A 25,417-nucleotide genomic window follows, 5' to 3' on the forward strand; every position below is an offset into this window, starting at 1 on the left:
AGGGTGCAGGCCCCGGCCCCAGGGCCCCAACACCCACAGCCCCACCAACACCCCTGACCTCCGCCAGCCAAAACCATTCCCCAACAGGCTCTGCAGGGCGCCAGCGGCCGAACAACCCGTCATCGGAAGGCCGATCGCCGGGCTAGGGGCCGACGGGGTGCGGCGGTGGGGACCTTCTGGGGGTGCGTCGCGCTTCAGTACTTCGTCACGGGTGTCACAGGTGCCGGACACCGTGTGCCAGTGCGGGAACTTGTCCCGTCTGTAGCCGGTGCTGGAGCCTTCGGCCCGCACTTTAAGGCTTGCCAGCTGCGTCTGCGCGGTACTGGCCGGCGGCGGGTCGGCCGGGTAGGCCAGGGCCGGCCCCGGCGCCGACAACCCAGGCTGCCGCCGCAGCGACAGTGGTGATCGAAAACGTGAGTAAACGACGCATCGTCAGGCCTCCGAGGTTGGGCGGTGCCCCCCGGGCGAACTGCGCTGCTCCAACCCTTCCCCGTGATCAGCCCCGGGAAATCCACTCGCCAATGAATCCGAGGTGAGTGGTCCTTTCCACCTACGACTCCAATAACGACTCGAGCGCCTTCGAGGTCATCAGTCGTGTTCCACCACGGTGAGGAGCCAGCCGGTGGCGGTGCGGTCGAGCTCGGCGTTCCACTGGTCGGAGATCAGTTTGTGAAGGGCCTTCGGGGTGCCGGGGTCCTTGCCGGACTCGAGCAGATAGCGGGCGACGAGGCCGCGGGTGTGCTTGGCGTTGTGGGAGACGACCGAGCGGACACCGCCGCGCTCGCGGACCACCGAGACCGACACCGACTTCGCTGCCTGTACTCCGGCCGGCCGCCATGCTGCCGCGTAGGTCGAGGACCGGCAGTCGACGATGACCGAGTTCCCCGCGGCGCCTTCGAGCGCAGCCGCGAGCGGATCACGCCAGACCGAGGCGAGCGGCCCATGCCCCGGCAACGTAATACCCATCGAGAGCCGGTACGGCGGGACGCGGTCGGCCATCCGTAGGGCACCCCAGGCGGCGGACACCACGAGCAGCCGAGCACCGGCCCGCCTCTTGGTCCCCGCGGACAACGTGGAATACCCGAGGGCGTCGTACAGCACGCCGGAGTACAACTCGGAGACAGGCACGGCCGGCTCGGTCCGCCAGCGCGTGTTCCGCTCGACCTCGTCCTTCAGCGACGCCCCGACACCCAGTACGTCGTACGCGTCGGCTGATGCGCTCACCTTGGCCAGCGAGTCCAGCACGGTCTCGCGGACGCCGTTGAGCTCGGGGAACGACAGAGACGGCAGTTCCACCGCGCGGCCGCGCGAACGACCGGTCTTGCCCTCGGACGGCGGCAGCAGGATCAGCGTCACGTCAGGTCGTCCAGAGCGGCCAGGTCCTCCACGCTCGGCTCCCACAGACCGGCCGCGACGTTCTGCTCGATCTGCTCGGCCGTGGTGGCTCCCGCGATCACCGACGCGACCGCGGGCTGTGCCGCGAGGCCGCCGATCGCGACATCGAGCAGGGTCAGGTCCCGCTCGGCGGCGAACGTCTCCAGCGCCTCGATCCTGTCGAAGTCGGCACGGGCGAGCCGGTCCGGCATCATCGCCAGCCGGGTGCCCTCGGGAGCGCCCTGGTCGCGCTTGTACTTGCCGGTGAGCAGACCGGAGGCGAGCGGGAAGAACGGCAGCACGCCGATCCCGAGCTGCTCGCAGGCCGGGATCAGCTCGTCCTCGGCCTCACGCTCGAGCAGCGAGTACCGGTTCTGCGCGCTGATGAAGTGCTCCAGGCCGGCGGTCCGGGCGGCCCAGTCGGCGTCGACCACCTGCCAGCCGGCGAGCTGCGAGCTGCCGATGTACCGCACCTTGCCCTCGGCAACCAGTTCGGACAGTGCGGCCAGGGTCTCCTCGATCGGCGTGACCGGGTCCGGCACGTGCAGCTGGTAGAGGTCGATCCAGTCCGTGCCGAGCCGGCGCAGGCTCGACTCGACCGCCTTGCGGATGTACCGCCGGGAGCCGCGCACGCCCCAGTCCGGGCCGTTGTCGCCCTTCATGTCGCCGCCGAACTTGGTCGCGATCACCACGTCGTCGCGCCGCTTGCCGAGCGCCCGGCCGAGGATCTCCTCGCTCGATCCCTGCTCGCCGCGGTACACGTCGGCGGTGTCGAACAAGGTGATGCCGGCGTCCACCGCCGCGTTCACCACGGTGTCCGCCCGGTCCGCATCGATGCGGCCCCCGAAGTTGTTGCAACCCAGCCCGACCACACTCACGGTCAGGCCGGAGTCGCCCAGCTGGCGGTACTCCATGTCGGTCATGGGCAAACTGTATCCATGCCTCTGCCGGACCGTTGGGCGACCGCATAGAGTGCTCGGCATGCCGAGCCTTACCGTCGATGGCGCCCGCACCAGGGCAGCCGCGCTCACCGTCCACTCGTACGACGTCGACCTCGACCTGACCCGGGGCGACCGGACGTTCGGGTCGACCACCAGGATCGTCTTCTCCGCCGCCGCGCAGACCACCTTCCTCGACGTCAGACCCGACGAGCTGGTCTCCGTCACGCTGAACGGGACACCCGTCGACGTGGCCGCGCTCGACGACGGCCGGCTGCCGCTGACCGGCCTGGCCGCGGAGAACGACCTGGTCGTGGTTGCGTCGATGCTGTACTCGAACGACGGCGAGGGCCTGCACCGCAGCGTGGACGCCGCCGACGGGCTCACCTACCTGTACGCGATGTCCTTCCTCGACGCGGCGCCCCGGATCTTCGCCTGCTTCGACCAGCCGGACCTCAAGGCGCCGTACAAGGTGAGCGTGACCACGCCGGAGGAGTGGATCGTGCTCGGCAACGGCGCCGCCACGCAGGTCTTCCCGGGCCGCTGGGAGCTGGCCGAGACCAAGCCGCTCTCGACGTACTTCGTGACGCTGGTGGCCGGGCCCTACCACCAGATCCTCGGCGAGCACGACGGCATCCCGCTCGGCCTGGTCTCGCGGCAGTCGCTGAAGGAGGCGCTCGACCGGGAGGCCGAGGACCTCTTCACCGTCACCGGCCAGGCCTTCGACGAGTTCCACCGGCTGTTCGGGTACCGCTACCCGTTCGGCGAGTACCACCAGGCCTTCGTGCCCGAGTTCAACGCCGGCGCGATGGAGAACCCGGGCTGCGTGACGTTCCGCGACTCGATGGTGTTCCGGTCCGTCGTGACCGATGGCGAACGCAGCAGCCGGGCCCGGACCGTGGTGCACGAGATGGCGCACCAGTGGTTCGGCGACACCGTCACCATGCAGTGGTGGAACGACCTGTGGCTGAACGAGTCGTTCGCGGAGTACATGGCCCACCGGGTCTCGACCACCGCGACGAGGTACACCGACAACTGGATCGACTTCGCCTTCATCCGTAAGTGGTGGGGCCTGCAGGCCGACCAGCGGTCGTCGACGCACCCGATCGCGGCCGACGCGGTGAAGGACGCGCTCGCCTCGCTCGACGACTTCGACGGCATCTCCTACGCCAAGGGCGCGGCCGTACTCAAGCAGCTGGCCGCCTACCTCGGTGACGACGTGTTCCTCGCCGGTGTCCGCGCGCACATCACCTCGAACGAGTTCGCCAACGCCACCTTCGCCGATCTGGTCGCGAAGTGGACCGAGGCCGGCGCCGTCGGTCTCGAGGCGTGGGCGCAGAACTGGCTGCGCACTCCCGGCGTCGACACGATCAGCGCCGAGCGGACCGCGACCGGGATCAAGCTCCGCCGCAAGGCACCCGTCGACCACCCGGCGGTCCGGCCGCACCAGCTCACCGTCGGCGGGTACGACGAGTCCGGGAACGGCGTCTCCGTACCGGTCCTGCTCGACTCCGACGAGGTCGAGGTGAAGCTCGACCCGTCCGTGGCCGTCGTCGTACCGGATGCCGCGGACGACACCTGGGCCAAGATCCGGCTCGACGCGGACAGCCTCGCCAAGCTGTCCGTGGTGCTGCCGAAGATCGACGACGGCGTCACCCGGGCGGTCGTGCTGAACAGCATCCGCGACGCGGTCTCCGACGGAGAGCTCGACCCGCGGCTCGGCTTCGACGTACTGCGGGCGGCGCTGGCGCACGAGACCAGCGACATCGCCGTGGCGACGATGGTCGGCTGGGCCCACACCCACCTGTTCGGGATCTACCTGCCGTACGAGCCGTACCGCGGACAGCTGGCCGAGGTGGTGACCGGGCGCCTCAGCTCTACTCCCTCAGGTACCAGCCTGCAGCTCGCGGTCGTTCGGAGCGTCGTTCGCCTGACGGACGACGTGGAACTGCTGAAGGGCTGGCTCGCCGGCGTCGACGTACCGGAAGGTCTCGCGATCGACGCCGACCTGCGCTGGCTGATCACCCTGCGGCTCGCTCGCCTCGGTGCCGTCGGCGACGCCGAGATCGACGCGGAGCTCGAGCGGGACAACTCGTCCGAGGGGATCGTGCACGCGACCCGCTGCCGGGCGGCCCTGCCGACCGCCGCGGCCAAGGAACGCGCCTGGGCCCAGATCATGACGGACGAGGACCTCGCGAACTACGAGCTGTACGCCGCCTGCGAGGGCTTCTGGCATCCCACCCAGGTCGAGCTGACCGCGCCGTACGTGCAGCGGTTCTTCGACGAGATCGCCGGGACCGAGAAGCTCCGCACCGGCTGGGTCGTCGCCCAGAGCGCCGCGCTGGCCTTTCCTGTCTGTGACATCGACGAGCGGGTGACCCGGTTCGCGGCCGGCCTGGTCGCCGACGAGTCGGTCTCGGCCGGCATTCGGCGCTCGGTCGGCGACCGGGCCGACGACCTCAGGCGAGCCCTCGCGATCCGGGCCGCGTACGGCGTGAACTGACCGGTTTCGAGGGCCTCGGAGTCGCCGTCACACCGGGTTGTGACTAATGTGACTGGTGTGACGACAAGGACCCTTCTGAGCAGGCAAGATGTGATTTTGTGACGTGACCTCCACAATGACCGCCGGGCACGGCGCGCCGGTCTTGGTCGAGGCGTACGTGTCGGGAGAGACTGTCGAGAACCGCACAGGAGAACAAAGGCAATGCGCGAGGCGAGGCTCGTTGGCCTGAGCCAGGATGGCAAGCAGCTCATCCTGGCGATGGCAGAGACGGGTGAGGAGTTCGCCATCCCGGTCGACGACCGGTTGCGTGCGGCCCTGCGCGGCGACCGTGCCCGACTCGGCCAGCTGGAGATTCAAATGGAGAGCGCGCTCCGCCCACGAGACATCCAGGCTCGGATCCGAGCCGGCGAAAGTCCCGAGGCGGTTGCTGCCGTCGCCCAGATGCCGATGGAACGCGTGATGGCGTTCGCGGGTCCGGTGCTGGCCGAGCGCGACCACGTCGCGAGCCTCGCCCAGCGCGCGTCCGTCCGCCGTCGTGGTGGCGGCGACGCCCCGACCCGCAACCTCGGCGCCTGGGTGACCGAGCGCCTCCGCATCCGCCAGGTCGACCCGGCCTCGGCCGAGTGGGACGCCTGGCGTCGCGACGACGGCCGCTGGGCCGTCCGCGTCTCCTACTTCGCCGAGGAGAACGACGAGAAGATCGCGATGTTCGCGTACGACGCCCCGGGGCGCTACGCGGTACCGGACGACGACGAGGCGCGGTGGCTCGTCGGCGAACAGGCACAGGTGATCGCGCCGCCGAGCGAGCGCCGCCTGACCGCGGTGGCCGACTTCGATCTCAGCCTGGCGCCGGACCACGGGGCGGACAGCTACGAGGCCGGCTTCGAGGACACCATCAGCCTGCCGCGCGGTCGCGGCCAGCAGGCCGACCGCGACGCGAACCGGGACACCGGTCGTGGGTTCGGCCGGGAGGAAGCTCCCGAGACCGGCCGCGGCTACGGTCGCGAGTCGGGTCGTGACTCGGGTCGTGATCATGCGCGTGACTACCGGGAGTCGGCGCGGGATGCCGGCTTCGGCCGGGATGGGCGGGACGCGTCGCGGGACAGCGGGCCGCGCCGGGTGCACTCGGTGCCGAGCCCGGACGATGAGCCGACGCTGATCGACGTACCGGTCGAGCAGCCGCCGGTACTGCGCCCCGCAGTACGGGCTGTTGAGCGCCCGGCTCAGCTGCCGGTGGAGGCCTCGGCGGGTGCGCCGCCGGAAGAGCGTGCCGCCGCTCCGGAGAACCGCTTCACCGAGCGGCGGATGACTCCTCCGGTCGAAAAGCGTCAGCCCGAGCAGCGTCAGCCTGAGCAGCGTCAGCCTGAGCAGCGGGAAGCGCCACGTCCCGCTGATCCCCGTCCGGCTGAGCCGAAGCGGGAGGCTCCGCGACCGGCCGACCCACGGCAGCGCGCCCCCAAGCCCGCCGATCCGCGCCCCCACGCGCGTCCCGAGACTGAGCGCCCGGCCGAAGCTCCCCCAGCGGCTGCCGCTTCCGGGGAGCAGGAGACCGCTGACCACGCGACTGCCGCCGAAGCCAAGAAGAAGCCGGCCAAGCGCGCCTCCAAGCGCGCCAGCGTGCCGAGCTGGGACGAGATCATGTTCGGCAAGAAGGCCGACTGAGTCAGGCCCAACTCTTGGCCTCGGCGATCACCGCCGAGGCCAACTGTGCTGTCTGGTTCGCGATCTGCTCGGGTGTCGAGGGGCGGCCGTTGTCCAGCCACCAGGTGATCGCCTGCACGAACATCGCCGCAACCAGCGTCTGGACCAGCTCGCCCGACGGCTTCGGCGGAAGATGCTCTGACACCATCGTCGCCAGCGAGGCCCGCATTCTGGTGGCGAACCACGGACTGCCCTTCTTGCCCAGCAAAGCGCCGTACAGGCGTTCGTAGCGGGCGACGTGTTCGAAGAACGCCGCCCAGCGCTCCAGCGGAGGTCGTTCCGCGCCGTCCGTCATCGTGCCCAGCAGCGCGGCCATCGCCTCGTCGAAGATCTGCTCGACCAGCTGGTACTTGTCGCGGTAGTTGCGATAGAAGGCAGCCCGGCTGACCATCGCCCGCTCGGTGATCTCGCCGACGGTGAGGCGATCGAACCCGCGCTCCTCGATCAGCTCGACCAGCGCCTCGCGGAGCAGTTTGCGGGTGCGGCGCACTCTGACGTTCTCCGTTGACTGAGACATTTCCGGCTCCTCGTCCCGATCGGGACACCTCGGCGGTTCTGAGACTGGTCGTGCGCCGGGTGACGACGGCAGGGTTGTCGTAGACATATTGCCCGAACTGAGACAGCCTGTCTCGCTGAGGAGAACGATGAGCACGTCGACGATGCGCGCGGTGGAGTACACGAAGTACGGCGCCGCGGACGAACTCGCAGTACGAACCGTCCCGAAGCCGGAGCCCAGGAAAGGCCAGGTTCTCGTCCGGGTCCACGGCTCGAGCGTGAACCCGACCGACCTGCAGATCCGCTCCGGCAAGCTGCGGATGATGACAGGGCGCCGATTCCCGAAGCGGATCGGCCTGGACTTCGCCGGCGAGGTTGTAGCGGTGGGTTCAGGGGTGAGCGACCTCGCGGTCGGGCAGCGGGTGTGGGGATTCCTCGGAGAGGTGTCGGGTCGCACCGGTGCCGCCGCCGAATTCGTGGCGGCCAAGGCGACTGCCGTCAGCCTGGCGCCGTCCTCGATCGAACTGGTGGTGGCCGGTGCGCTGCCAAGCGTCGGCGTGACCGCACTACGCGCGGTGCGTGACGTGCTGAAGGTCAAGGCGGGCGAGCGGCTGCTGGTGGTCGGCGCGAGCGGCGGCGTGGGCAGCACCGCGATCCAGTTGGCTTGTGCGTTGGGTGCTGAGGTCACGGCCGTCTCCAGCACCCCCAATCACGCCTTCTGCCGCGAACTCGGCGCAAGCCACGTGATCGACTACGCGGCTCCGGGTCGGCTGAGCGGCCAGTTCGCTGCGATTCTCGACTGCCACGGCTCGTCGCTCAGCACCTATCGCCGGCTACTTCGCCGCCGCGGGCGAATGATGAGCACTGCCGCGAGCGGAATGGCCTACGCGATGCTGTCGACGATCCTTCCGGGGCCGCGGGTCCGGGTGATGATGGCGCGCTCACACCGCGAGGTGCTGGCCGCACTCGCCGAGCACGTCGACCAAGGTGACCTCCGGCCGGTGGTGGAGGCGGTCTATCCGCTGGCGGGGGTCGCGCGAGCCCATCGGGAGGCCGAGACAGGACACGCGCGCGGAAAGAAACTGATCGCCGTCCTCGGCTGAGCTGCGCCGGCACCTCGGTCGGGTCGAAGGGCACGACCTGGTCCAGGTCGATGTGGTCGATGGTTCACGACGGACAGGCGTCTCAGATAACGGTCGGTGTTTGGCAGGGCGGGAGGTCTCTGCCATCATCTTCCGCATGCGTATCTCGCTGTGTTGTCGCTGCTGTTGTAGCTGACGCGCGCCGTCTCGGCGCACGAGGCCCTGTCCATCCCAGGCCCGCCCGCCGACACCAGCACACACAGGATTCCGGATTCGCCGCGATGAACCTCTCTGCTTTCGCCGACCTGCTCGCGTCCCGTGGGTTGCGCCTGCTGCCCGGCTCCCACGCCGTCCCGGTCGAGCTCCTCGTTCAGTTGCCTGACGCAACGATCGCGCGCTTCACCGCCCGCGGCACCAAGCTGCGACTGCGGCAGTACTCCCCCGACGCGCTGACCTCGATCGTGATAGCCGCCGAGTGCGGCTGCGGCGACCACCACCCCCGCACCGGCCCGAATCGCGTCACCCTCAGCACGTACGCCGTACCGGTGGCCGAGCACGTCCTAGACGGCGAGCTCCTCTTCGGTTGGCAGCACCATGAGGCCGGCGCCCTCCGTCTGCCCGACGCCTCCACCCACTTCTTCACCCTGCTCAACCAACTGACGGCATCCACCACCGAGGCCGCAGCCGTTGTAGCCGAGGAGACCCGCACCCTCGTCGGCGTCGCCTGACCTCAGCCGTCCGCGATCACCAGCCAGGCGAAGGCGGATCAGACGCCGTTCAGGTAAGCCACGTCAGACGCCGTTCAGGTAAGCGAGGACAGCCAGGACGCGCCGGTTGTTGTTGTCGTCATCGGTGATGCCGAGCTTGCCGAACAGGGACGTCGTGTGCTTGCTGATGGCGCTCTCACTGAGGAAGAGCCGCCCGCCGATGGCCTGATTGGACAACCCTTCGGCCATCAGGCTGAGCACGTCGTGTTCGCGTTCGGTAAGCCGCTCGAGTCGCCGGTTCGACGGCCCGCTGGAGAGCAGTTTGGCGATGACGGCCGGGTCCATGGCGGTCCCGCCGGCGGCGACGCGTTCCAGCGCATCGATGAACTGGTCGGCGTCGAACACGCTGTCCTTGAGCAGATAGCCGATGGCACCGGCGCCGTCGGCGAGGAGTTCGCGGGCATACAGCTGCTCGACATGCTGGGAGAGGATCAGGATCGGCAAGCCGGGCACTTCGCCACGGGCTGCCAGAGCCGCGCGCAGGCCCTCATCCGACTGGGTCGGCGGCATCCGAACGTCGACGACGGAGACATCCGGACGCCACTTCAGCAGCGCCTCGAGCGTCTCGGGTCCGGTGGTCGCCGTCGCCACCACCTCGTGCCCGTAGGCCTCGATGAGGCGGACCATCCCGTCGCGCAGCAGGTACAGGTCTTCGGCTACAACTATTCGCATGGCACCACCATCTTGACGCGGGTCGGGCCGCCCGCCGGGCTCGTGATCTCCAGGGTCGCGTCGAAGACCGCGAGGCGGCGGCGCAGCCCCGCAAGACCACCGTCGGCCGAGGTCTCGGCACCACCCCGGCCGTTGTCCTCGACCTCGACCACGATGTCAGCGTCGTTCCGGGTGATGGAGATCCGCGCTCGAGTCGCCCGCGCGTGCTTGACGATGTTGGTCACCAGTTCGGCGACTCCGAAGTACAGGGCGGACTCGATCGGCGGGTCCAGGTGTAGCCGGCCGTGGGCGTCGACGGCCACGTCTAGCGGAAGGTCCAGGGCAAGTGCGCGGACGGCATCGACGAGCCCTCGCTCGTTCAGCACCGGAGGGCTGATTCCCTTCACTAGTTCGCGCAGCTCGGTCAACGACGTGGCGGCTCCGGCTCGCGCGTCCCGGAGCAGCGCCCTGGCCTGGCCGGGGTCGGTCTCCATCAGTTTCTCGGCAGTCGCCAAGGAGAGCCCGAGTGCGACCAGGCGGGCCTGCGCTCCGTCGTGCAGGTCCCGCTCGATCCGGCGGATCTCGGCAGCCTGCGCGATCGTCGTGTCCGCCCGCTGGGCCGTCAGCTCACCCACCCGGTCCGCCAGCATCGCAGCGGATGCGCCCAGGAAGCGGACGGTTACCGGCTCAAGCGACCGCCAACCATAAGGGGCGGTCGCGATAGCCACGACCAGTCCGAGCACGATCAGGGGAGCCGTCGATCGGCTGAACCCGAGGACCGCCATCGCGACACCGGCCGGCTGGACGGCCGCGGGCAGGCCCACGGCGATCGCGGCGATCCCCATGAACCGCAGATCCCGCCAGGTCGCCGGATCGCGCCACCGGAGCCGCAACTCCTGGTCCTCGCGAGCTTCCTTGCTGGTACGCGAGTAAGAGGTGCCGTTCCACCAGTACCCGGTGGACAGCTGGACGACCGGCGCTGGCTGCAGGTACCCGGGCGTGATGACGGTGCCTGTCCATCGTGCAACGAGGAGGCGGAAGATCCGGCAGATCGGACGCGACAGGCCGAAAGTGGCGACAGACGCCAGTACGAACAGCGTGATCCACGACCACGGATTCGAGGCCCACCAGACCGCCAGCACCACGGCCCCGGCCCACACGGCCGGCACCAACATGCTGACGACCACCAGCACGCACGCCCGGACGAACCCCACACCGGCACTCATCACCCACGAAGTCGCTTGTCGCATGTCTCCACTCTGCATCGCCCGATGCCCACGACCTGCCAGATCACCGCCGAAGTGGGCCTAGCCCCACCACACCGGCCGCCCACCCCTACTCCAGTGGGCGGGAAGGGGTCGAGGTCGCGACGTAGGCCAGGCCGTCGTACTCCTGGGTCAGATGAGTCGGAGCGAACTGCATCTTGTAGGTCCAGCGGGAGACGAAGGCGCCGTAGCTGCGGAAGACGTGTGGTTCCTCCAGCCACCGTTTGACCGCCATGGGCGCACTCGCCGCGCTGCGGAGGTCGAGCAGGTGATCGCCCGCGTTGGCGGCGGCGAGCTGACCTTCGAGCGAGTTGAAGCCGCCCCGCTCGATCTCGTTCGAGACGACCGGACCGTCCAGCTTGCCCGGCCATCTACCGGACCACAGCCGCCGCGCACGGAAGAAGCCCGAGCCGAAGACCAGCGCCAGCGCGTAGTACTCCGATCCGAAGCGTTTCCGGAGGTGCCACCCCATCGGGTGGAGTTCCGCGGTCTCGCGGCTGGCTGCCAAGTGCCCGTTGTGCGCCCACACCGCCACGCGCGTGGACGGGTCGTCACCGACCAGCCGGCCGACGGCGCCGGCCATGAAAGCGTCACGTGCGGCGAACACCGTCTCCGCCGGGTTGTCGTGCTGACGTGGCCGAGCGACCAGTTCGGCAGCCCGCACCAAGATCTCCGCGTGCAGCAGAACCTCCGCCGAGGCCTGCTCGCCCTGCAGGAATCCCAGCAACTTCTCCGCGTCCCGGACCACCTTTCGTTCCGGATCGGGAGCGGACCCGGGCGACGCGTCCCGCAGTACGCCGAGCTTCGCGTCGAACTCCTCGAGCCAGTCCGCATCGGCGTGCGCGGCTCTCACCACGTCGACCGACTTGGAGCAGCGTTGCGGATCGATGCCGGCGAATCCCACCTGCTCAGCGGCCGGCCGGCCCTCGTTGTAGGAGCGCATCCACTCGACCAGCGCGACGACCTCTTCGGTCCGCCAGGTCCAGAACCCCAGGCCGCTGACGACACTCGCCGCATCGCCGATGCCGTGCCGGACGTACGCGTCGACCGCGGGCGCGGCGGACTCGCTCGCCTCCATCGCGAGCACCGAGAACCCGAGCTCGGTCACCAGGTACTCGAACAGCCGGTGCTTCAGCTGGAAGAACTCCCGCGTCCCGTGGGTCGCCTCCCCCAGCCCGACCACGCATACTCCGTCGAGCGCCTTCCCCAGTGGACGGAGATCGTCGACCGGAGCCCCGGCGACCACCCCCGCCAACGGCCACGCGTGCTCCGACAACCAGTTCCGTACCTCTGCCGAGCCCTCGTTCGCCACCGGGAGAGCCTATCCAGGAGGCCGAGTCGGGCCGCCATCACCACGCTCTTGAATAAGTAACACGCATGGTTTAACTTACACGCACGTTACCGCTGTGTGTGCGGCAGATCACGTCCGGCTGCCGTCCCAGCGGTCCCTCGCTTGCTTCCGGCCCGCCACCTGGAGGTCCCCCGAATGACCCGACGCCTGCTGGCGGGACTACTTCCCGCCCTGCTGCTGACCGGCGTACTAGCCGCTCCGGCAGCTCATGCGGCCACCATGTATCCGAGCGGCGTCGGCGCCGATCTCGGCCCGACACCCACCACTCTCGGCGTGCAGCCCGCCGCCGGCGAGGACCCGGCCGGACTGCAGACCGGTACCGAGCAGGGCCGCACCTACTGGCGTACCAACCAGGCGGCGAACACCGGCTTCCTCTCGTTCGACGTCGACCGGGACTACGTCGAGGAGCTGAGCACCGACGACGTCGTGGTCACGGTGACCTACCTCGACAGCGGCACAGGCACGCTCGAACTCCGGTACGACGCGGCCGCCGATCCCGCCGCGCGAGCCGATGACGTGCACCTGAAGAACACCGGCCAGTGGCAGACCGGGACCTTCGCGCTGGCGGACATCGGCTTCACCGACCGCCTGGGCGGCGCCGACCTGCGCCTGTCCGGCAGCGCCGACATCACCGTCGCCGGACTGCGCATCAGTACTGCGGGCGCGTCCGTCGACCTCGGCGCGAACCCGGTCCAGAACGGCATCACCCCACGGGCCGGCGACCGCCCCGAGAACCTGGTCACCGGAGTACAGGACGGGCGGCCGTACTGGCAGACCGACCGGACGGCGCCGTCGCCGGGCACCAACTTCATGTACATGAACGTGTCCGACACCTACCTGTACGACAACCGGAGCCTGGTGCTCGTCAGCATCGACTACTTCGACGAGGGCAACGGCCAGTTCGGCCTGCACTACGACTCCCCCGACGAGACGATCCCGGAGAAGTTCAAGAACTCCGAAGTGGTCAGCTACGGCGACACCAAGACCTGGAGGACCTACACGTTCGCGCTGAACGACGCGGTGATGACGAACCGCTCCAACGGCTCGGACTTCCGGATCCACATCGGCAACGGCACGGCCGACCTCAAGGTCGCGGCCGTCCGGGTCGCGAAGGTGGCCACGGTGCTCGACGTGACCGAAGGTCTGGTCGACCTGATCGACGAGGCCGCGCGGGTGCAGAAGGCGGCGCGCGAGGGAACGCGTGACGGCCAGTTCCCGGCGGGCAGCAGGGCGACCTTCCGCCAGGCCATCGATGACGCCCGAGCAGTCGCGGCGACCCCGAGCGTGACGGACGTCCAGGTCAAGGCGGCTCTCACCGCCTTGCAGTCGAAGCTCGACGCCTTCACCGCCTCCGTGGTCGACACCAACTTCGCAACTGCCGGTACTGCGAGCGCCAGCGCCGGGAGCGACGCGTCAATGGCGAACGACGGCGACCACGAGAGCGCGTGGACGAGTGGCGCGGGCGGCTCCTGGCTGCAGGTCGACCTGAAGAAGCCGCGCTTGGTGAATGACGTCCGGGTGGAGTGGGGTCAGACCTCCTCCCCCGACTACACCGTCCAGGTGTCCAACGACGGCAGCAAGTTCACCACGGTCGGCCGGACCGGCTCACCCGGCGCCAACCAGTTCAGCAAGACCCGCTTCGCCACCACCAAGTCGCGGTACGTGCGGGTGGCGATGACCGGCGCCGACACCTTCGTCGTCAAGGAGCTCGAACTCCGCGAGTCCCCGGTCGTCACGCCGACACCGACGTTGGTCAGCACGGTGAATCCGACCGAGGACGGCGTAGTCGCAGACTTCGACGCCACCCAGTACGGCGCGGACCGCACCGGGCGGCAGGACTCCACCAAGGCGATCCAGAACGCCATCTACGCCTGTCAGGACGCGGGCGGTGGCACCGTGTGGCTCCCGGCCGGCAAGTACCTGGTCAAGGACACCATCGAGGTGCACGCGTTCTGCACCCTCCGCGGCGATCGCCGCGACCCGGACAAAACCGGCTCAGCTCGCGACGACTACGGCACTGTCGTGATAGCGGATCTTGCCTCGGGCAACGACGGACCATCCCTGTTCCGGATCGGCGGGTCGGCCGGCGTGATCGGCGTGACCACCTACTACCCGCGGCAGAGCGCGACCCAGCCGGTCCCCTACAACTACACCTTCGAGATCCCCGGCGGCGCCTGGATCGGCAACGAGAACTACATGATGGCGACCGTCTCGGACATCACGATGCTCAACTCGTACCGCGGTATCGGGATCAGCACGATGCCGAACGACCGGGGTTCCGCGCCGAGCTCCGGCCAGGTGCACGAGTCGTCGACGATCCGGAACATCCGGGGAACGGCTCTCTTCGAGGGCGCTCGGGCCTACAACGGCGCCGACGTCGGCACCTGGGAGAACGTGACCTTCAGCAACAGCTACTGGGCCTCCGCCCCGAGCACCTACCAGCCGCCGTCCCGCGCGGCGCTCGACGGCTGGACCCGCGCCAACGGCACCGGGCTCGTGCTCGGCGACCTCGAGTGGGACCAGTTCCACAAGATCACGCTCTCCGACTACAAGGTCGGCATCCACGTGGTGGCTGGTCAGCGGGCTCAGTTCACTGGCAGCTTCCTGCAGCCCGACGTACGCCGTACCGACGTGGCTCTCAAGGTCGACGTGATGGACGACCGGTGGGGTATGACGCTGGCCGGCGGACGGATGGAGGGCAGCGCGGGCGCGATCGAGAACAACTCGCGCGGCTACGTGAAGATCACCGGCACAGAACTCCAGGGAGCGCTCTCGGGCATTGTCCACCGGATGTCCGGCGTAGCACCGACCTACACCCAGCAACCACTACCGGCTCCGGCCCGGAAGACCCTGTACGTCGCGGAGGCGCCGCACGGCGTCGGGTATCTCCCTGCGGCTGACGCGACGGGCTCGATCCAGAAGGTGCTCGACAATGCCGGCCGCGCCGGAGGCGGCATCGTCTACCTGCCCGCTGGGTGGTACCGGATCACCAGCCACCTCCGGGTCCCCGCGAACGTCGAGCTTCGCGGCGCGTCCGCAGTACCGAACCGGGATCAGGGCGGCGCGAGCGGCGGCACCGTGCTCCAGGCGTTCGAGGGACGAGCCACCACGGCGCCTGACACCGCCACGGCGCTCGTGACGCTCGACGGCAAGAAGGCCGGGCTCCGCGGCCTCCGGGTGTTCTACCCGGAGAACAACCCCGGATCCGCCGAGGGCGTCGTCGCGTATCCGTACGCCGTTCGCGGCAAGGGCGCGCAGACCTACGTGATCAACGCGGGCTTCCCGAACGCGTGGAACGGGATCGACCTGACCACCTACCGCAACGACGGGTTCGTCGTCCGCAAGGTGGCCGGCGCCTTCTTCGACCACGCGATCGCCGTCGGCCGCAGTACCGGCGGGCGGATCGAGGGCGTGCTGTCCAACGGCAACGCGGTCACCCGGGTCGGCTACCAGCAGCCGAACTGGATGAACGAGGGCAGCATCTTCGAGCTCGTGATCGACAAGTACATGCGCAAGACCGCCAAGATCGTCACCGTCGACGGGGCCACCGCGCTGACCTTGTTCAACGTCTTCGCCTACGGCTTCCACGACGGGCTGGTGGTCAACGACGGCCAGGTCGACGCCTTCAACCTGGGCACCGACAACCTCGGCGAGGGCGGCTTCACCGTCAAGGTGGTCACAGGTGACGTCGAGGCGACCAACCTGGCCCGCTACAACGGCGCCACCAGCACCGGGCCGGTGACGTTGCACAACGTGATGGTGATCAATGTCGTCCAGCGCGGCGTCTCCGTGGCGGCGGTCGGCAACGGCACAGTGAAGATCGCGGGGAACGAGTCCGAACCCGGCACGTACGAAGTCGGCGCGCAGGTGACCGTGACGGCCACGCCCGCATCGGATAGCGTTTTCCAGCACTGGGCCGTGAACGGCGAGGTCGTCTCGACCGAGCAGTCGTACACCTTCACCGTCACCGCGGACCAGGTGCTGACGGCGAACTTCACGGCCAAGTAGCGAAGAAGCGACGAAAGGGCGAGATGTCTGACTCGACGAACAACCACCAGGTCGCCATCGTGGGCTGCGGCATCATCGGGCGCACCCACGCCGACACCATCGCGGCGCGACCGGACGCCACCGTGACCGCCCTGGTCGACGGTGACGCCGCCGCCCGAGAGGCGCTGGCCGCCAGGCTGAAGGGGGCCGGGCAGCCGGAGCCGAAGGTGTACGACGACCTGGCCGCGGCCCTGTCGGGATCGGACAGCTCGCTCGTCGCGATCTGCACGCCGAGCGGAACGCACGCCTCGCTCGCCGAGCAGGCGCTGAACGAGAAGAAGCACGTCGTCATCGAGAAGCCGCTCGACGTCGACCTGATCCGGGCCCGCCGCCTCGGCGCGGCGGCCACCCGGGCCGCGAGCCACGGCGTCATCTCCTCGGTGATCAGCCAGCACCGGTTCGACCAGGGGAGCGCTCTCGTCTCCCAGGCCATCCGGGACGGGCGCTTCGGCCAACTCACCTCGGCCGTGGCGACCGTCGCCTGGTGGCGCAGCGACGAGTACTACGCGTCCGCCGGCTGGCGTGGCACCTGGGCGCAGGACGGAGGTGGCGCGCTGATGAACCAGGGCGTGCACACCGTCGACCTGCTGCTGTGGTTCATGGGCCGGCCGGTGAGCATCCAGGCGCAGGCACTCCGCGCCGCGCATCACGCGATCGAGGTCGAGGACACCGTGGTCGCCACCCTGACCTTCGAGAACGGGTCTGTCGCCACCCTGCACGCGACCACGGCGGCCTTCCCCGGCGGTCGCACCCGAGTCTCCGTGCACGGCACGCAAGGAGGTGCCGAGATCGAGGACGACGTGCTGCGCCGCTTCAACGTGGACGGCTCGAACGACGAGGTGCCCGTAGAGGCGGAGAAGCCAGGCGGCCACGTCGCGCAGTACGAGGACATCTTCGGTGCTATCGACAACGGCGAGCAGCCGGGCATCACCGTGCACGACGCGATCGAGGCGCTCGCCACCGTCCGCGCGGTCTACATCGCCTCGACGCTGCAACGCCCGGTCAAGTTCATCGACGTCCTCGAGGGCCGCTACGACGACGTCGAGGTCGGCCGCGGCATCCGCCTGCCCCCGGCCTGACTCAGCCTTCGGCGTCGAAGGCCGCCTGGTGCCGGCGAATCTCCCCATGGTGATCGGCGGACCAGGCGGCCAGCGCCAGGACGGTGGACAGGAGTGAGCCGCCGAGCTCCGTCAGCGAGTACTCGACCCGCGGCGGCACCTCGGCGTACGCGGTCCGGTCCACCAGACCCGTCCGCCGCAGCTGCTTCAAGGTGAGTGTGAGCATCCGCTGCGAGATCCCGGGGATGGCATCGGCCAACTCGGAGTAGCGGGTCGGCCCGTCGGCGAGAGTCCCGATGATCAGCACACTCCACTTGTCCCCGACCAGATCCAGCACCTCCCGGATGAAGTCGGCGTCCAGGTCGTCCCAGTGCGAGCACGGACCCGGTACCCGCCTGACGTTCGCGCGCACGTTCGTCCGCGCCGTCCGGATCTCCGCCATGCCGCCCCACCTCTCCCACGCACATGAGTGTGCCTTTTGTAGACCTCCCGAAACTATTGCACGATGGGGCTACGAACAGAAAGTAAGTTTTGGAAAGGTCATCGTCATGAAGATCGAGTTCTGGTCGGACATCATCTGCCCGTACTGCGGCCTGATGGATCACCGGCTGCACCTGGTCCAGGAGCGGTTCGAGCACGACCTGGAGATCGTCCACCGTTCCTTCCAGCTGCATCCGGACCTGCCGCGGGAGGGCATCACCCAGCGCGACCTGTTCGCGGCGGCCGGGGTGCCGACCGAGGCCGGCGTCCGCACGATCCGCCGGATCGAGGAGTCCGCCGAGGCCGACGGACTCACGCCGTACCACGCGCTGGACCGCACTCTCGGGCCGACGGACCACGCGCACGAGTTGCTCGCCTACGCCACGGACCAGGGGCGCGGCAACGAGATCTGGTCGGCCATGTTCCGCGCGCACTTCGGCGAGCCACGCGCGCTCTGGACGGTTGACGCCGTACTGCGGTTCGCGGGCGAGGCCGGTCTGGACGGAGCGGCTGATGCCCTCGGCAGCCGGCGGTATCGCGACCGGGTGCAGGCAGACCAGCGGGAGGCCGAAAGCCTCGGCGCCCAGGGAATGCCGTTCATCGTGCTGGACGAGCGCTACGCGATCCCCGGCGCGATCGGCACAGAGGACCTGTTGGCGGCGGTCACGAAGGCCTGGGCCGAGCACACTCCCAAGCTCTCGGTCATCGGCGGCGCCGAGGGCGTCTGCGGTCCCGACGGTTGTGCGGTCACATTCACCTAGGCCCATTGGTCAGTGCAGTGAATCACTGCCCGAGTCATGTCACATCTGCCGCGTCCTGTCAGTCAGACAGGTGACCGACAAACGCGGAGGATGGCGATGATCGACGAGAGTGTCTGGCTGGCGGAGCGGTTCGAGGAGAAGCGTGCCCATCTACGGGCCGTCGCCTACCGCATGCTCGGCTCGGCCGCCGAGGCCGACGACGTGGTCCAGGAGGCGTGGATCCGGCTCAACCGCTCCGACGCGACCGAGATCGACAACCTCGGCGGCTGGCTGACCACGGTCGTCGCCCGGATCTGCCTGAGCCAGTTGCAGAGCCGGCGGTACCGCAGCGAGGAGCCTCTCGAGGAAGCACCGCCCGTCCTCAGCCCTGTCGACCCGGAGCGGGAGATCCTGCTCGCGGACTCGGTCGGCGCGGCCTTGCTCGTCGTACTGGAGACGCTGACCCCGCCCGAGCGCCTCGCGTTCGTACTGCACGACCTGTTCGCCGTGCCGTTCGAGGAGGTCGCGCCGATCGTCGACCGTACTCCGGCCGCGGCGCGGCAGCTCGCCAGCCGGGCACGCCGGCGGGTGCAAGGGCGAACCGCTGTCGTCGAGCCGGACCAGGTGGTTCAGCGCGAGGTGGTCGAGGCCTTCCTGGCCGCCGCGCGCGGAGGTGACTTCGAGGCGCTGCTCGCCCTGCTCGATCCCGAGGTGGTCGCGCGCACGGACCAGGCCGGGGTGTCGCGCGAGATCCGTGGTGCGGTCGCAGTGGCGAGTGGAGCCGTCAGCGTCTCCGCGGCGGCCGGCGCGTCGGCGTACCCGGCCCTCGTGGACGGCAAGGTCGGCTTCCTGGTCGCTCCGGGTGGGCGACTGCTGCGGGCGATCCGCTTCACCATCGACGGCCGCAGGATCCGCGAGATCGAGGTCATCACCGACCTCGAGCGGCTGCAGACCTTGGACCTGACGGTGCTGTGACGGAGGGTGTGATCAGATCTCACCAGGGGCGCGGGTGTTGAGGATCCGCTGGAAGAGATGGCAGTCGCGCCAGGCGCCGGCTATGTGCAGATAGTCCGGCGCGCTGCCGATCTGGACGAACCCGCACTTCTCCAGAACGCGCTGGGAGGCGACGTTCTCAACCAAGGTGCTCGCCTCGATCCGGTGCAGCCGCAGTTCGGTATCAGCGAGCTCGGCGACCGCTTGGACCGCCTTCGTCGCCAGCCCGCGACCGAGCAGCTCCACGTCGACCCAGTAGCCGAGGCTGGTGCTGCGGAACGGGCCGGGCACGATATCGGTCAGCGTCATCGCGCCGACCACGCGGTCCCCCGAGATCATCAGCCACGGCACGACCTGGCCGTTCTTGTGCCGCTCCAACTGCGCCTGAAACCGCTCCTTCTGACCAGCCTCCGTGAACCACGCTTCCGAGCGGACCGGTTCCCACGGCGCGAGGTGGTCACGGTTGCGCACTTGTGCGGCGGCGAAACCGGCGGCGTCGTCCAGCGTCGCCACCCGGAGCAGAACGTCGGATGTGAGAGAGCGTTCGAGAGTCACTTCGGCAGCCTACGAGCCTGACTCGATCCACCCACCCGCGGGGTGAAAGCATCGTGGAAGATCGTCGAGGCGGCGCCGACCGCGGCCGCGTCGGCCTGCAGCATCGACTCCTCCACCGCGACCGTCCGGGTACCTCGCGCGATCGGGTGGGAGTTGACCGCCCGATCGATCTCGGCGAGGAACACGTCGGCGATCTCCTTCTCGAACGCCGGCCCACCTAGCACGATCAGGTCGATGTCGAGCAGATCGACCAGTCCGACGGCCCCCTGCGCGATCACCGAAGCGACCTGGGTGACCGCCCGCTGAGCTGCCTCGTCACCACTCGCGGCGGCCTTGCAGACGGCCTTGTATCGCTTCGCCTCGTCGGTCGCGGTCTTGTCGGTCTCCACGTAACCGAAGCCCTCGGCGATCACCGGGAGCGAGGCGGTCGGGTTGCACTCGGCCATCATCCGCGGTCCGGTCTGCTCGTCCCACTCCCCCATCTTCAGCGCGCAGAGCTGGCCGAACTCGCCGGCGTTCGCGGTCCCGCCGCGGTAGATCGAGCCGTTCAGGATCAACCCGCTGCCGACACCGGTCCCGAGGTACAGGTAGGCGAAGTCGCGGGCCCGGGCCGAACGGCCGATCCACCGCTCACCGATCGCGGCGGCCGTGCCGTCCTTCTCGACCAGCACCGGGTGGTTGAGCTTCTGCTGCAGCAGTTGACGGATCTCCAGACCACGCCAGGCCGGCTGCAGTGGCAGGTCGAGCAGGGTGCCGTCGGCATTGATCGGCCCCGGTACCGCGACGCCGACCCCGAGCATCGAGGCGGCATCCACCTGGCTGATGCTCAGGGCCGCGGTGACCGTGGCCGCCGCGAGATCGACCAGCCGCACCGCATCCAGATCAGCGGCCAGGTCGACGGTCTCGCGCCGCACGATCGTGCCGTCCAGATCTACGACCGCGACCGTGAGCAGCTCGGGGTCGATGTGGATGCCGACGGCGTGCGCGGCGTTCGACCGCAGCCGGACCGGCGTGCGCGGCTTGCCGAGTCGCTCGGCGCGCTCCTGGGCCTCCTCGACCAGGAGGCCCTGCTGGAGCAGGATCCGCAGGATGCGCGACACCGACTGCTGGGTGAGCCCGGTCCGCCGGGAGATCTCCGTTCGGCTGATGATGCCGGCCAGCCGGATCGTCTCGATGATCACGGCCTCGTTGAAGGAGCCCAGGTCGTACTGGTTCGCACCCGAACGCGTCGGCTCGTCGAGCACCGCCGAGTCACTGTCAGGCGTGACCATCGCCCACCTCCCTGTTCTTGCTTTCCCCGTTTGACGACAATCCTTGGAGCCCCCCACGGCTAGCCGCGATGCTACCTACCGCGGCCGACCGTAGCGTTCAACTGCGCCGGGAAGTCAGGGCGCCTCCAAAGCTCCGTCGATCCGCCGTACGCCGGCCGCCCACTCGTCGTGGCCGGACAACTCCGCTGGATAACGGGCAGCGGCCTCCAGATCGACGTCGATCCCCCAGCCCGGCGCCTCGTTCGGCCGCAGCCAGCCGTCCTCGATCCGCAGCGTCCCGGGGAACACCTCGTGGGTGGCGTCGTTGTAGATGTGGCCCTCCTGGATGCCGAAGGCCACCGAGCTCACGTCGAGCGCCACGTTGGCCGCGGCGCCGATCGGCGAGGTGTCACCCGGACCGTGCCACGCGGTACGGACACCGCAGAGCTCGGCGAGGTCCGCGATCTTGCGGGCCGCGGTCAGGCCGCCGATGTCCGAGATGTGGGAGCGGATGAAGTCGACCCCGCCATCGCGCACCAGCCGTACGGCGTCGCCCATCGAGGTGGTGAGCTCGCCGACCGCCAGCGGCACGGGCGAGGCCGCACGGACCTCCGGCAGCCGGTCCCAGTGCTCGGGCGCCAGCACGTCCTCGAGGAAGTACAACCGGTACGGCTCGAGCGACCGAGCCAGCAGCACCGCCTCCTTCGGGGTCAGCCGGGAGTGCACGTCATGGAGCAGCTCGACGTTGTCCGGCAGGGACTGCCTGGCCGCGGCGAACAGGTCGGGCGTAGTACGGAGGAAGTCGCGGGCGCTCCACCCGTTCCGGTACGGCGCGTCCGGGTACAGCGTGGCGAGCCGTGGTGCGCCGTACCCGCCGCCGCCCGGGGTGGAGACCTGCAGGCGGACGTGGCGCCAGCCCTGCGCGACGAACCCCTTCGCCTGGTCGATCGTCTCCTCGATGGTGATGCCACCGGCGTGGATGTAGGTGTCGGCCGCGGCCCGGACCTTGCCGCCGAGCAGTTCGTAGACCGGCATCCCGGCCCGCTTGCCGGCGATGTCCCACAGCGCCTGGTCGATGCCGGAGATCGCGTTGTTCGTCACCGGCCCGCCCCGCCAGTAGCCGGAGAATCCGGCCAGCCGGACGAGGTCGCCGATGTCGCCCGGGTAGCGGCCGATCAACAGCCGCGCCAGGTGCTCGTCGACGAACGTCTGCACCGCCTTCCACCGCTGCGTGAAGGTGGCACAGCCCAGGCCGTACAGCCCCGGCTCGGTGGTGTCGATCTTCACCACCACCAGCGGGATCCCCTCCGGCGCGGTCACGATGGCCTGGACCGAACGGATCCGGACCTCGTCACGGACCGGCCAGGGCTGGGCGAAGGTGGCGGGCGTCTCCTGCGGCATCAAATCTCCAGTTCGTGAGTGGGTAGGTCGAGCTCGTACTGCGCCTGGAAGCCGAGCACGGTGCGCGCGGCGGTCAGGTCCATCGGTACCTCGCGCCCGACGAACCGCCGCAGCCGGGGCACTCCCGGCGCGAAGGCGTCCAGCAGTGCCTCCGTCTCGTACGGCGCGTTGGTGGTGTCCGCGGCGACGAAGAACGTGTGGGCCCCGGACAACGACGCCGTCAGCCCCAGTTCGATCGCACGCGCCGCGTCGCGGGTGTCGAGGTAGCTCCAGCCCTCGCGGACCCCGGCCGCCGGGTTCTTCGCGTGGCCGTCGGCCAGTCGCTGCAGCACGTCGGTGGAGTTCACGTGCGGGAAGCGGAACGACACGACGTCGATCCCCCATTGCCGCCAGGCCATCCGGCAGGTGTTCTCGTCGTTCTGCTTCGACAACGAGTACCAGTCGGCGACGTCGGAGGGGATCTTCTCGTCCAGCGGGTAGTAGGCCGGCCGGATGTCGTGCGGGTTGAACGGCACCCCGAACGCGTTGATGCTGCTGGCAACCACCGCGCGCTTGACGCCGAGCGCGCCCGCCTGGGCGAGCACGTTGAAGGTCGACACGACGTTCGTGCTGTAGACGTCGTACGGCGTACCGGCCGACGGGTGCGCGAGAGCGGCGAGGTGGACGACCAGATCCACGTCCGCGAGCGCGGCCGCGACGTCGTCCTCCGACCGGGTGTCGCCGACGATCACCCGGTCGGCCTTGAGCTCGGGGTCCTCGACGATCGTCAAGGCCGTCACCAGGGCGCCGAGCTCGGTCAGGTGACGCGTCGTGACGGAACCGATCCGCCCCGCAGCGCCCGTCACCAGCACCCGGCGCCCCGCCAATGGAGAGTTCACTCCTTGATACCTCCCGACATCCCGACACCTCTGAGGAACTGCTTCTGGAATACCAAGAAGAGCACCACAGGGATCAGCACCGCCAGGAACAACGCGCTCATCTGCAGCGAGATCTCCGTGGTCTGCGCCACTCGCGGCAGCGCGACCGAGATCGGTTGCATCTTCGGGTCCGGCAGCACCAGCAGCGGCCAGAGGTAGTCCTTCCACGATCCGATCACGGTGAGCAGCGCGACCACCCCGATGATCGGCTTCGACATCGGCAGGATCAGCGCTGTGAAGAGCCTCAGGTTGCTCGCGCCGTCGATCCGCGCCGCCTCGATCAGCTCGCGCGGGATCGCGTCGAAGTACCGCTTCATCACCAGGATGTTGAACGCGCCGGCCGCCTGTGGCAGCCAGACCGCCCAGAAGGTGTTCTGCAGGTTGAAGCCGAGCACGGGCATCTTGAGGATGGTGAGATAGAGCGGTACCAGCGAGATCACGCCGGGCAGGAAGAGCGTGGCGAGCACCGCACCGGTGACGACCGGGCCCCACTTCGGCCGGAGCACGCTCAGCACGAAGGCACCCGTCGTACAGACGAACAACGTCGAGATCAGCGAGCCGATCGCGATGATCGCCGTGTTGCCCAGGTACGAGCCGATCTGCACCTGGTTCCACGCGTTCGGGATGTTCTGCCACTGGATACCGGACGGCCACAGCTGCATCGGGCCGCGGAGGATGTCCTGGCTGGTCGACAACCCGGACTTCAGCAGCCAGAGCAACGGCCCGATGCCGGCGATCACGACACCGATGAACAGCAGCACCTGGATGACCGGCAACCCGCACTGGACCAGTGGCCGGCGCCGGTCGGCGTGCGAGATGATCCCGCGCTCCTGCGGTTCCGCCGTACGACGTTTGCGGGTGGTGGCCGGGGCCACCTGCTCCGGCGTGGTGGCGACCTGTTCTTCGGTGATCGGGAGACTCGTCATGTCGTGCTCCAGCGCCGGGTGAGGAAGTGGTACACGACCGACAGCACGCACAGCACCAGCGCGAGCAGCACGCTGAGCGCGGTGGCGGCACCGAAGTCGCCGTTGATGAACGCATACCGGTAGATCAGCAGCAGGATGGTGGTGGTCGCGTTGTCCGGACCGCCGCCGGTGAACAGGAACGGCTCGGTGAACACCTGGAACGTGCCGATCAGCTGCAGCAGCATCATGATCGCGATGATTCCGCGGATCTGCGGGATGGTGACGTGCCAGACCCGCCGCCAGATCCCGGCGCCGTCCAGCTCGGCCGCCTCGTACAGCTCGTTGCGGACACCGGTCAGCGCGGCCAGGTAGATGATCGCGGTGGCGCCGGCACCGGCCCAGGTCGCCTCCAGCACGATCGCCGGCATTGCCAGGTCGGGCGAGTTCAGCCAGGCGAACGGCCCGATCCCGAACCAGCCGAGGACCGAGTTGAACAGCCCCGAGGTGCCGGGGTCGTAGAAGATCTTCCAGAGCAGGATCGCGACCACCGGCGGCACCACCGCCGGCAGGTAGGAGAGCACGTTGTAGAGCCAGCCGGTACTGCGCAGCTCGCTGATGAACACCGCCAGGAACAACGGCACCGGAAAGCCGAAGATCAGCGCGAGCAGAGCGAAGTACAGGGTGTTCTGGGTCGCCTGCGGGAGCTGCGGGTCGGTCAGCACATAGCTGAAGTTCGACCAGCCGACCCACTCCGGCGTGGTGACCAGGTTGTTCTTCTGGAAACTGAGCACCAGCCCGCGCACGATCGGGCCCCAGGAGAAGTACAGGAAGGTCAGCACCAGGGGCAGCGCGAAGACGATACTGCTCAGCCCGCCGGAGCGGAACCAGGTGGAAACGCTCCGGCCGGACTGAGAAGCAGGGGTGCGGGTGAGGACAGCCATCGG

General features: G+C 69.0%; 21 protein-coding genes. 8 read left to right on the top strand and 13 right to left on the bottom strand.

Annotated features, from left to right (window positions below; all coding sequences use genetic code 11):
* Positions 1-588 precede the first annotated feature (588 nt).
* Both EV644_RS42260 and EV644_RS42265 read right to left on the bottom strand, forming a co-directional pair.
* On the bottom strand, positions 589-1,356 hold the full coding sequence (locus EV644_RS42260; RefSeq protein ID WP_132197195.1) for a YaaA family protein: 768 nt from the start codon (positions 1,354-1,356) through the stop codon (positions 589-591).
* Complete coding sequence (locus tag EV644_RS42265; protein ID WP_132197193.1) at positions 1,353-2,297, bottom strand: aldo/keto reductase; 945 nt, start codon at positions 2,295-2,297, stop codon at positions 1,353-1,355. Before EV644_RS42265 ends, EV644_RS42260 begins: the two co-directional genes overlap by 4 nt.
* 58 nt (positions 2,298-2,355) lie before the next feature.
* On the opposite strand from EV644_RS42265, the gene pepN reads away from it, so the two are divergent.
* Positions 2,356-4,815, top strand: coding sequence for an aminopeptidase N (pepN, locus tag EV644_RS42270; protein ID WP_132197191.1), 2,460 nt, complete (start codon positions 2,356-2,358; stop codon positions 4,813-4,815).
* 201 nt (positions 4,816-5,016) lie between these two features.
* A complete protein-coding gene (gene sepH / locus EV644_RS42275) occupies positions 5,017-6,477 on the top strand; it encodes a septation protein SepH (protein WP_132197189.1) in 1,461 nt (486 codons plus the stop codon).
* Between the two features lies 1 nt (position 6,478).
* On the opposite strand, the gene EV644_RS42280 is transcribed toward sepH, so the two are convergent.
* Positions 6,479-7,033, bottom strand: a complete 555-nt coding sequence (locus EV644_RS42280) for a TetR/AcrR family transcriptional regulator (RefSeq protein WP_132197187.1) — start codon at positions 7,031-7,033, stop codon at positions 6,479-6,481.
* Positions 7,034-7,160: 127 nt separating this feature from the next.
* Here EV644_RS42280 and EV644_RS42285 point away from each other — a divergent pair, with 127 nt between their 5' ends.
* Together EV644_RS42285 and EV644_RS42290 are read left to right on the top strand one after the other, a co-directional pair.
* Complete coding sequence (locus tag EV644_RS42285) at positions 7,161-8,114, top strand: NAD(P)-dependent alcohol dehydrogenase (protein WP_132197185.1); 954 nt, start codon at positions 7,161-7,163, stop codon at positions 8,112-8,114.
* 260 nt (positions 8,115-8,374) lie between these two features.
* The gene (locus tag EV644_RS42290) at positions 8,375-8,821 is read left to right on the top strand and encodes a hypothetical protein (protein ID WP_132197183.1); all 447 of its coding nucleotides are present in this window, start codon (positions 8,375-8,377) and stop codon (positions 8,819-8,821) included.
* Positions 8,822-8,884: 63 nt separating this feature from the next.
* Here EV644_RS42290 and EV644_RS42295 read toward each other — a convergent pair whose 3' ends face one another.
* From EV644_RS42295 to EV644_RS42305, 3 genes are all read right to left on the bottom strand, one after another.
* A complete protein-coding gene (locus EV644_RS42295; RefSeq protein ID WP_132197181.1) occupies positions 8,885-9,532 on the bottom strand; it encodes a response regulator transcription factor in 648 nt (215 codons plus the stop codon).
* Positions 9,523-10,761, bottom strand: a complete 1,239-nt coding sequence (locus EV644_RS42300) for a sensor histidine kinase (RefSeq protein ID WP_132197179.1) — start codon at positions 10,759-10,761, stop codon at positions 9,523-9,525. The genes EV644_RS42295 and EV644_RS42300 overlap by 10 nt, the downstream gene beginning before the upstream one ends.
* A gap of 85 nt (positions 10,762-10,846) precedes the next feature.
* A complete protein-coding gene (locus EV644_RS42305) occupies positions 10,847-12,088 on the bottom strand; it encodes an erythromycin esterase family protein (protein WP_132197177.1) in 1,242 nt (413 codons plus the stop codon).
* A gap of 174 nt (positions 12,089-12,262) precedes the next feature.
* Between EV644_RS42305 and EV644_RS42310 the strand changes: the two genes are divergently transcribed.
* Both EV644_RS42310 and EV644_RS42315 read left to right on the top strand, forming a co-directional pair.
* Complete coding sequence (locus tag EV644_RS42310; protein ID WP_199240355.1) at positions 12,263-16,135, top strand: glycosyl hydrolase family 28-related protein; 3,873 nt, start codon at positions 12,263-12,265, stop codon at positions 16,133-16,135.
* Positions 16,136-16,158: 23 nt separating this feature from the next.
* On the top strand, positions 16,159-17,253 hold the full coding sequence (locus EV644_RS42315) for a Gfo/Idh/MocA family protein (protein ID WP_132197175.1): 1,095 nt from the start codon (positions 16,159-16,161) through the stop codon (positions 17,251-17,253).
* A 1-nt stretch (position 17,254) separates the two neighbouring features.
* On the opposite strand, the gene EV644_RS42320 is transcribed toward EV644_RS42315, so the two are convergent.
* Complete coding sequence (locus tag EV644_RS42320; protein WP_132197173.1) at positions 17,255-17,674, bottom strand: winged helix-turn-helix transcriptional regulator; 420 nt, start codon at positions 17,672-17,674, stop codon at positions 17,255-17,257.
* A 106-nt stretch (positions 17,675-17,780) separates the two neighbouring features.
* On the opposite strand from EV644_RS42320, the gene EV644_RS42325 reads away from it, so the two are divergent.
* Both EV644_RS42325 and EV644_RS42330 read left to right on the top strand, forming a co-directional pair.
* A complete protein-coding gene (locus tag EV644_RS42325) occupies positions 17,781-18,473 on the top strand; it encodes a DsbA family oxidoreductase (protein WP_158293102.1) in 693 nt (230 codons plus the stop codon).
* A gap of 96 nt (positions 18,474-18,569) precedes the next feature.
* Entirely contained in the window at positions 18,570-19,427 is an 858-nt protein-coding gene (locus tag EV644_RS42330) for a sigma-70 family RNA polymerase sigma factor (RefSeq protein ID WP_199240356.1), read from the top strand.
* A 12-nt stretch (positions 19,428-19,439) separates the two neighbouring features.
* On the opposite strand, the gene EV644_RS42335 is transcribed toward EV644_RS42330, so the two are convergent.
* From EV644_RS42335 to EV644_RS42360, 6 genes are all read right to left on the bottom strand, one after another.
* On the bottom strand, positions 19,440-20,000 hold the full coding sequence (locus EV644_RS42335) for a GNAT family N-acetyltransferase (RefSeq protein ID WP_132197169.1): 561 nt from the start codon (positions 19,998-20,000) through the stop codon (positions 19,440-19,442).
* The gene (locus EV644_RS42340; RefSeq protein ID WP_132197167.1) at positions 19,997-21,271 is read right to left on the bottom strand and encodes an ROK family transcriptional regulator; all 1,275 of its coding nucleotides are present in this window, start codon (positions 21,269-21,271) and stop codon (positions 19,997-19,999) included. The genes EV644_RS42335 and EV644_RS42340 overlap by 4 nt, the downstream gene beginning before the upstream one ends.
* Before the next feature lie 114 nt (positions 21,272-21,385).
* Entirely contained in the window at positions 21,386-22,651 is a 1,266-nt protein-coding gene (locus EV644_RS42345; RefSeq protein WP_132197165.1) for an enolase C-terminal domain-like protein, read from the bottom strand.
* Complete coding sequence (locus EV644_RS42350) at positions 22,651-23,529, bottom strand: NAD-dependent epimerase/dehydratase family protein (protein ID WP_241999424.1); 879 nt, start codon at positions 23,527-23,529, stop codon at positions 22,651-22,653. Before EV644_RS42350 ends, EV644_RS42345 begins: the two co-directional genes overlap by 1 nt.
* Positions 23,526-24,494 carry a carbohydrate ABC transporter permease gene (locus EV644_RS42355; RefSeq protein ID WP_132197163.1) on the bottom strand — a complete coding sequence of 323 codons (969 nt, stop codon included), beginning with the start codon at positions 24,492-24,494 and terminating at the stop codon, positions 23,526-23,528. The genes EV644_RS42350 and EV644_RS42355 overlap by 4 nt, the downstream gene beginning before the upstream one ends.
* Entirely contained in the window at positions 24,491-25,414 is a 924-nt protein-coding gene (locus tag EV644_RS42360; protein ID WP_132197161.1) for a carbohydrate ABC transporter permease, read from the bottom strand. The genes EV644_RS42355 and EV644_RS42360 overlap by 4 nt, the downstream gene beginning before the upstream one ends.
* Positions 25,415-25,417: the final 3 nt, after the last annotated feature.

Origin of the sequence: Kribbella orskensis (assembly GCF_004342085.1) — a bacterium.
GTDB lineage: Bacteria > Actinomycetota > Actinomycetes > Propionibacteriales > Kribbellaceae > Kribbella > Kribbella orskensis.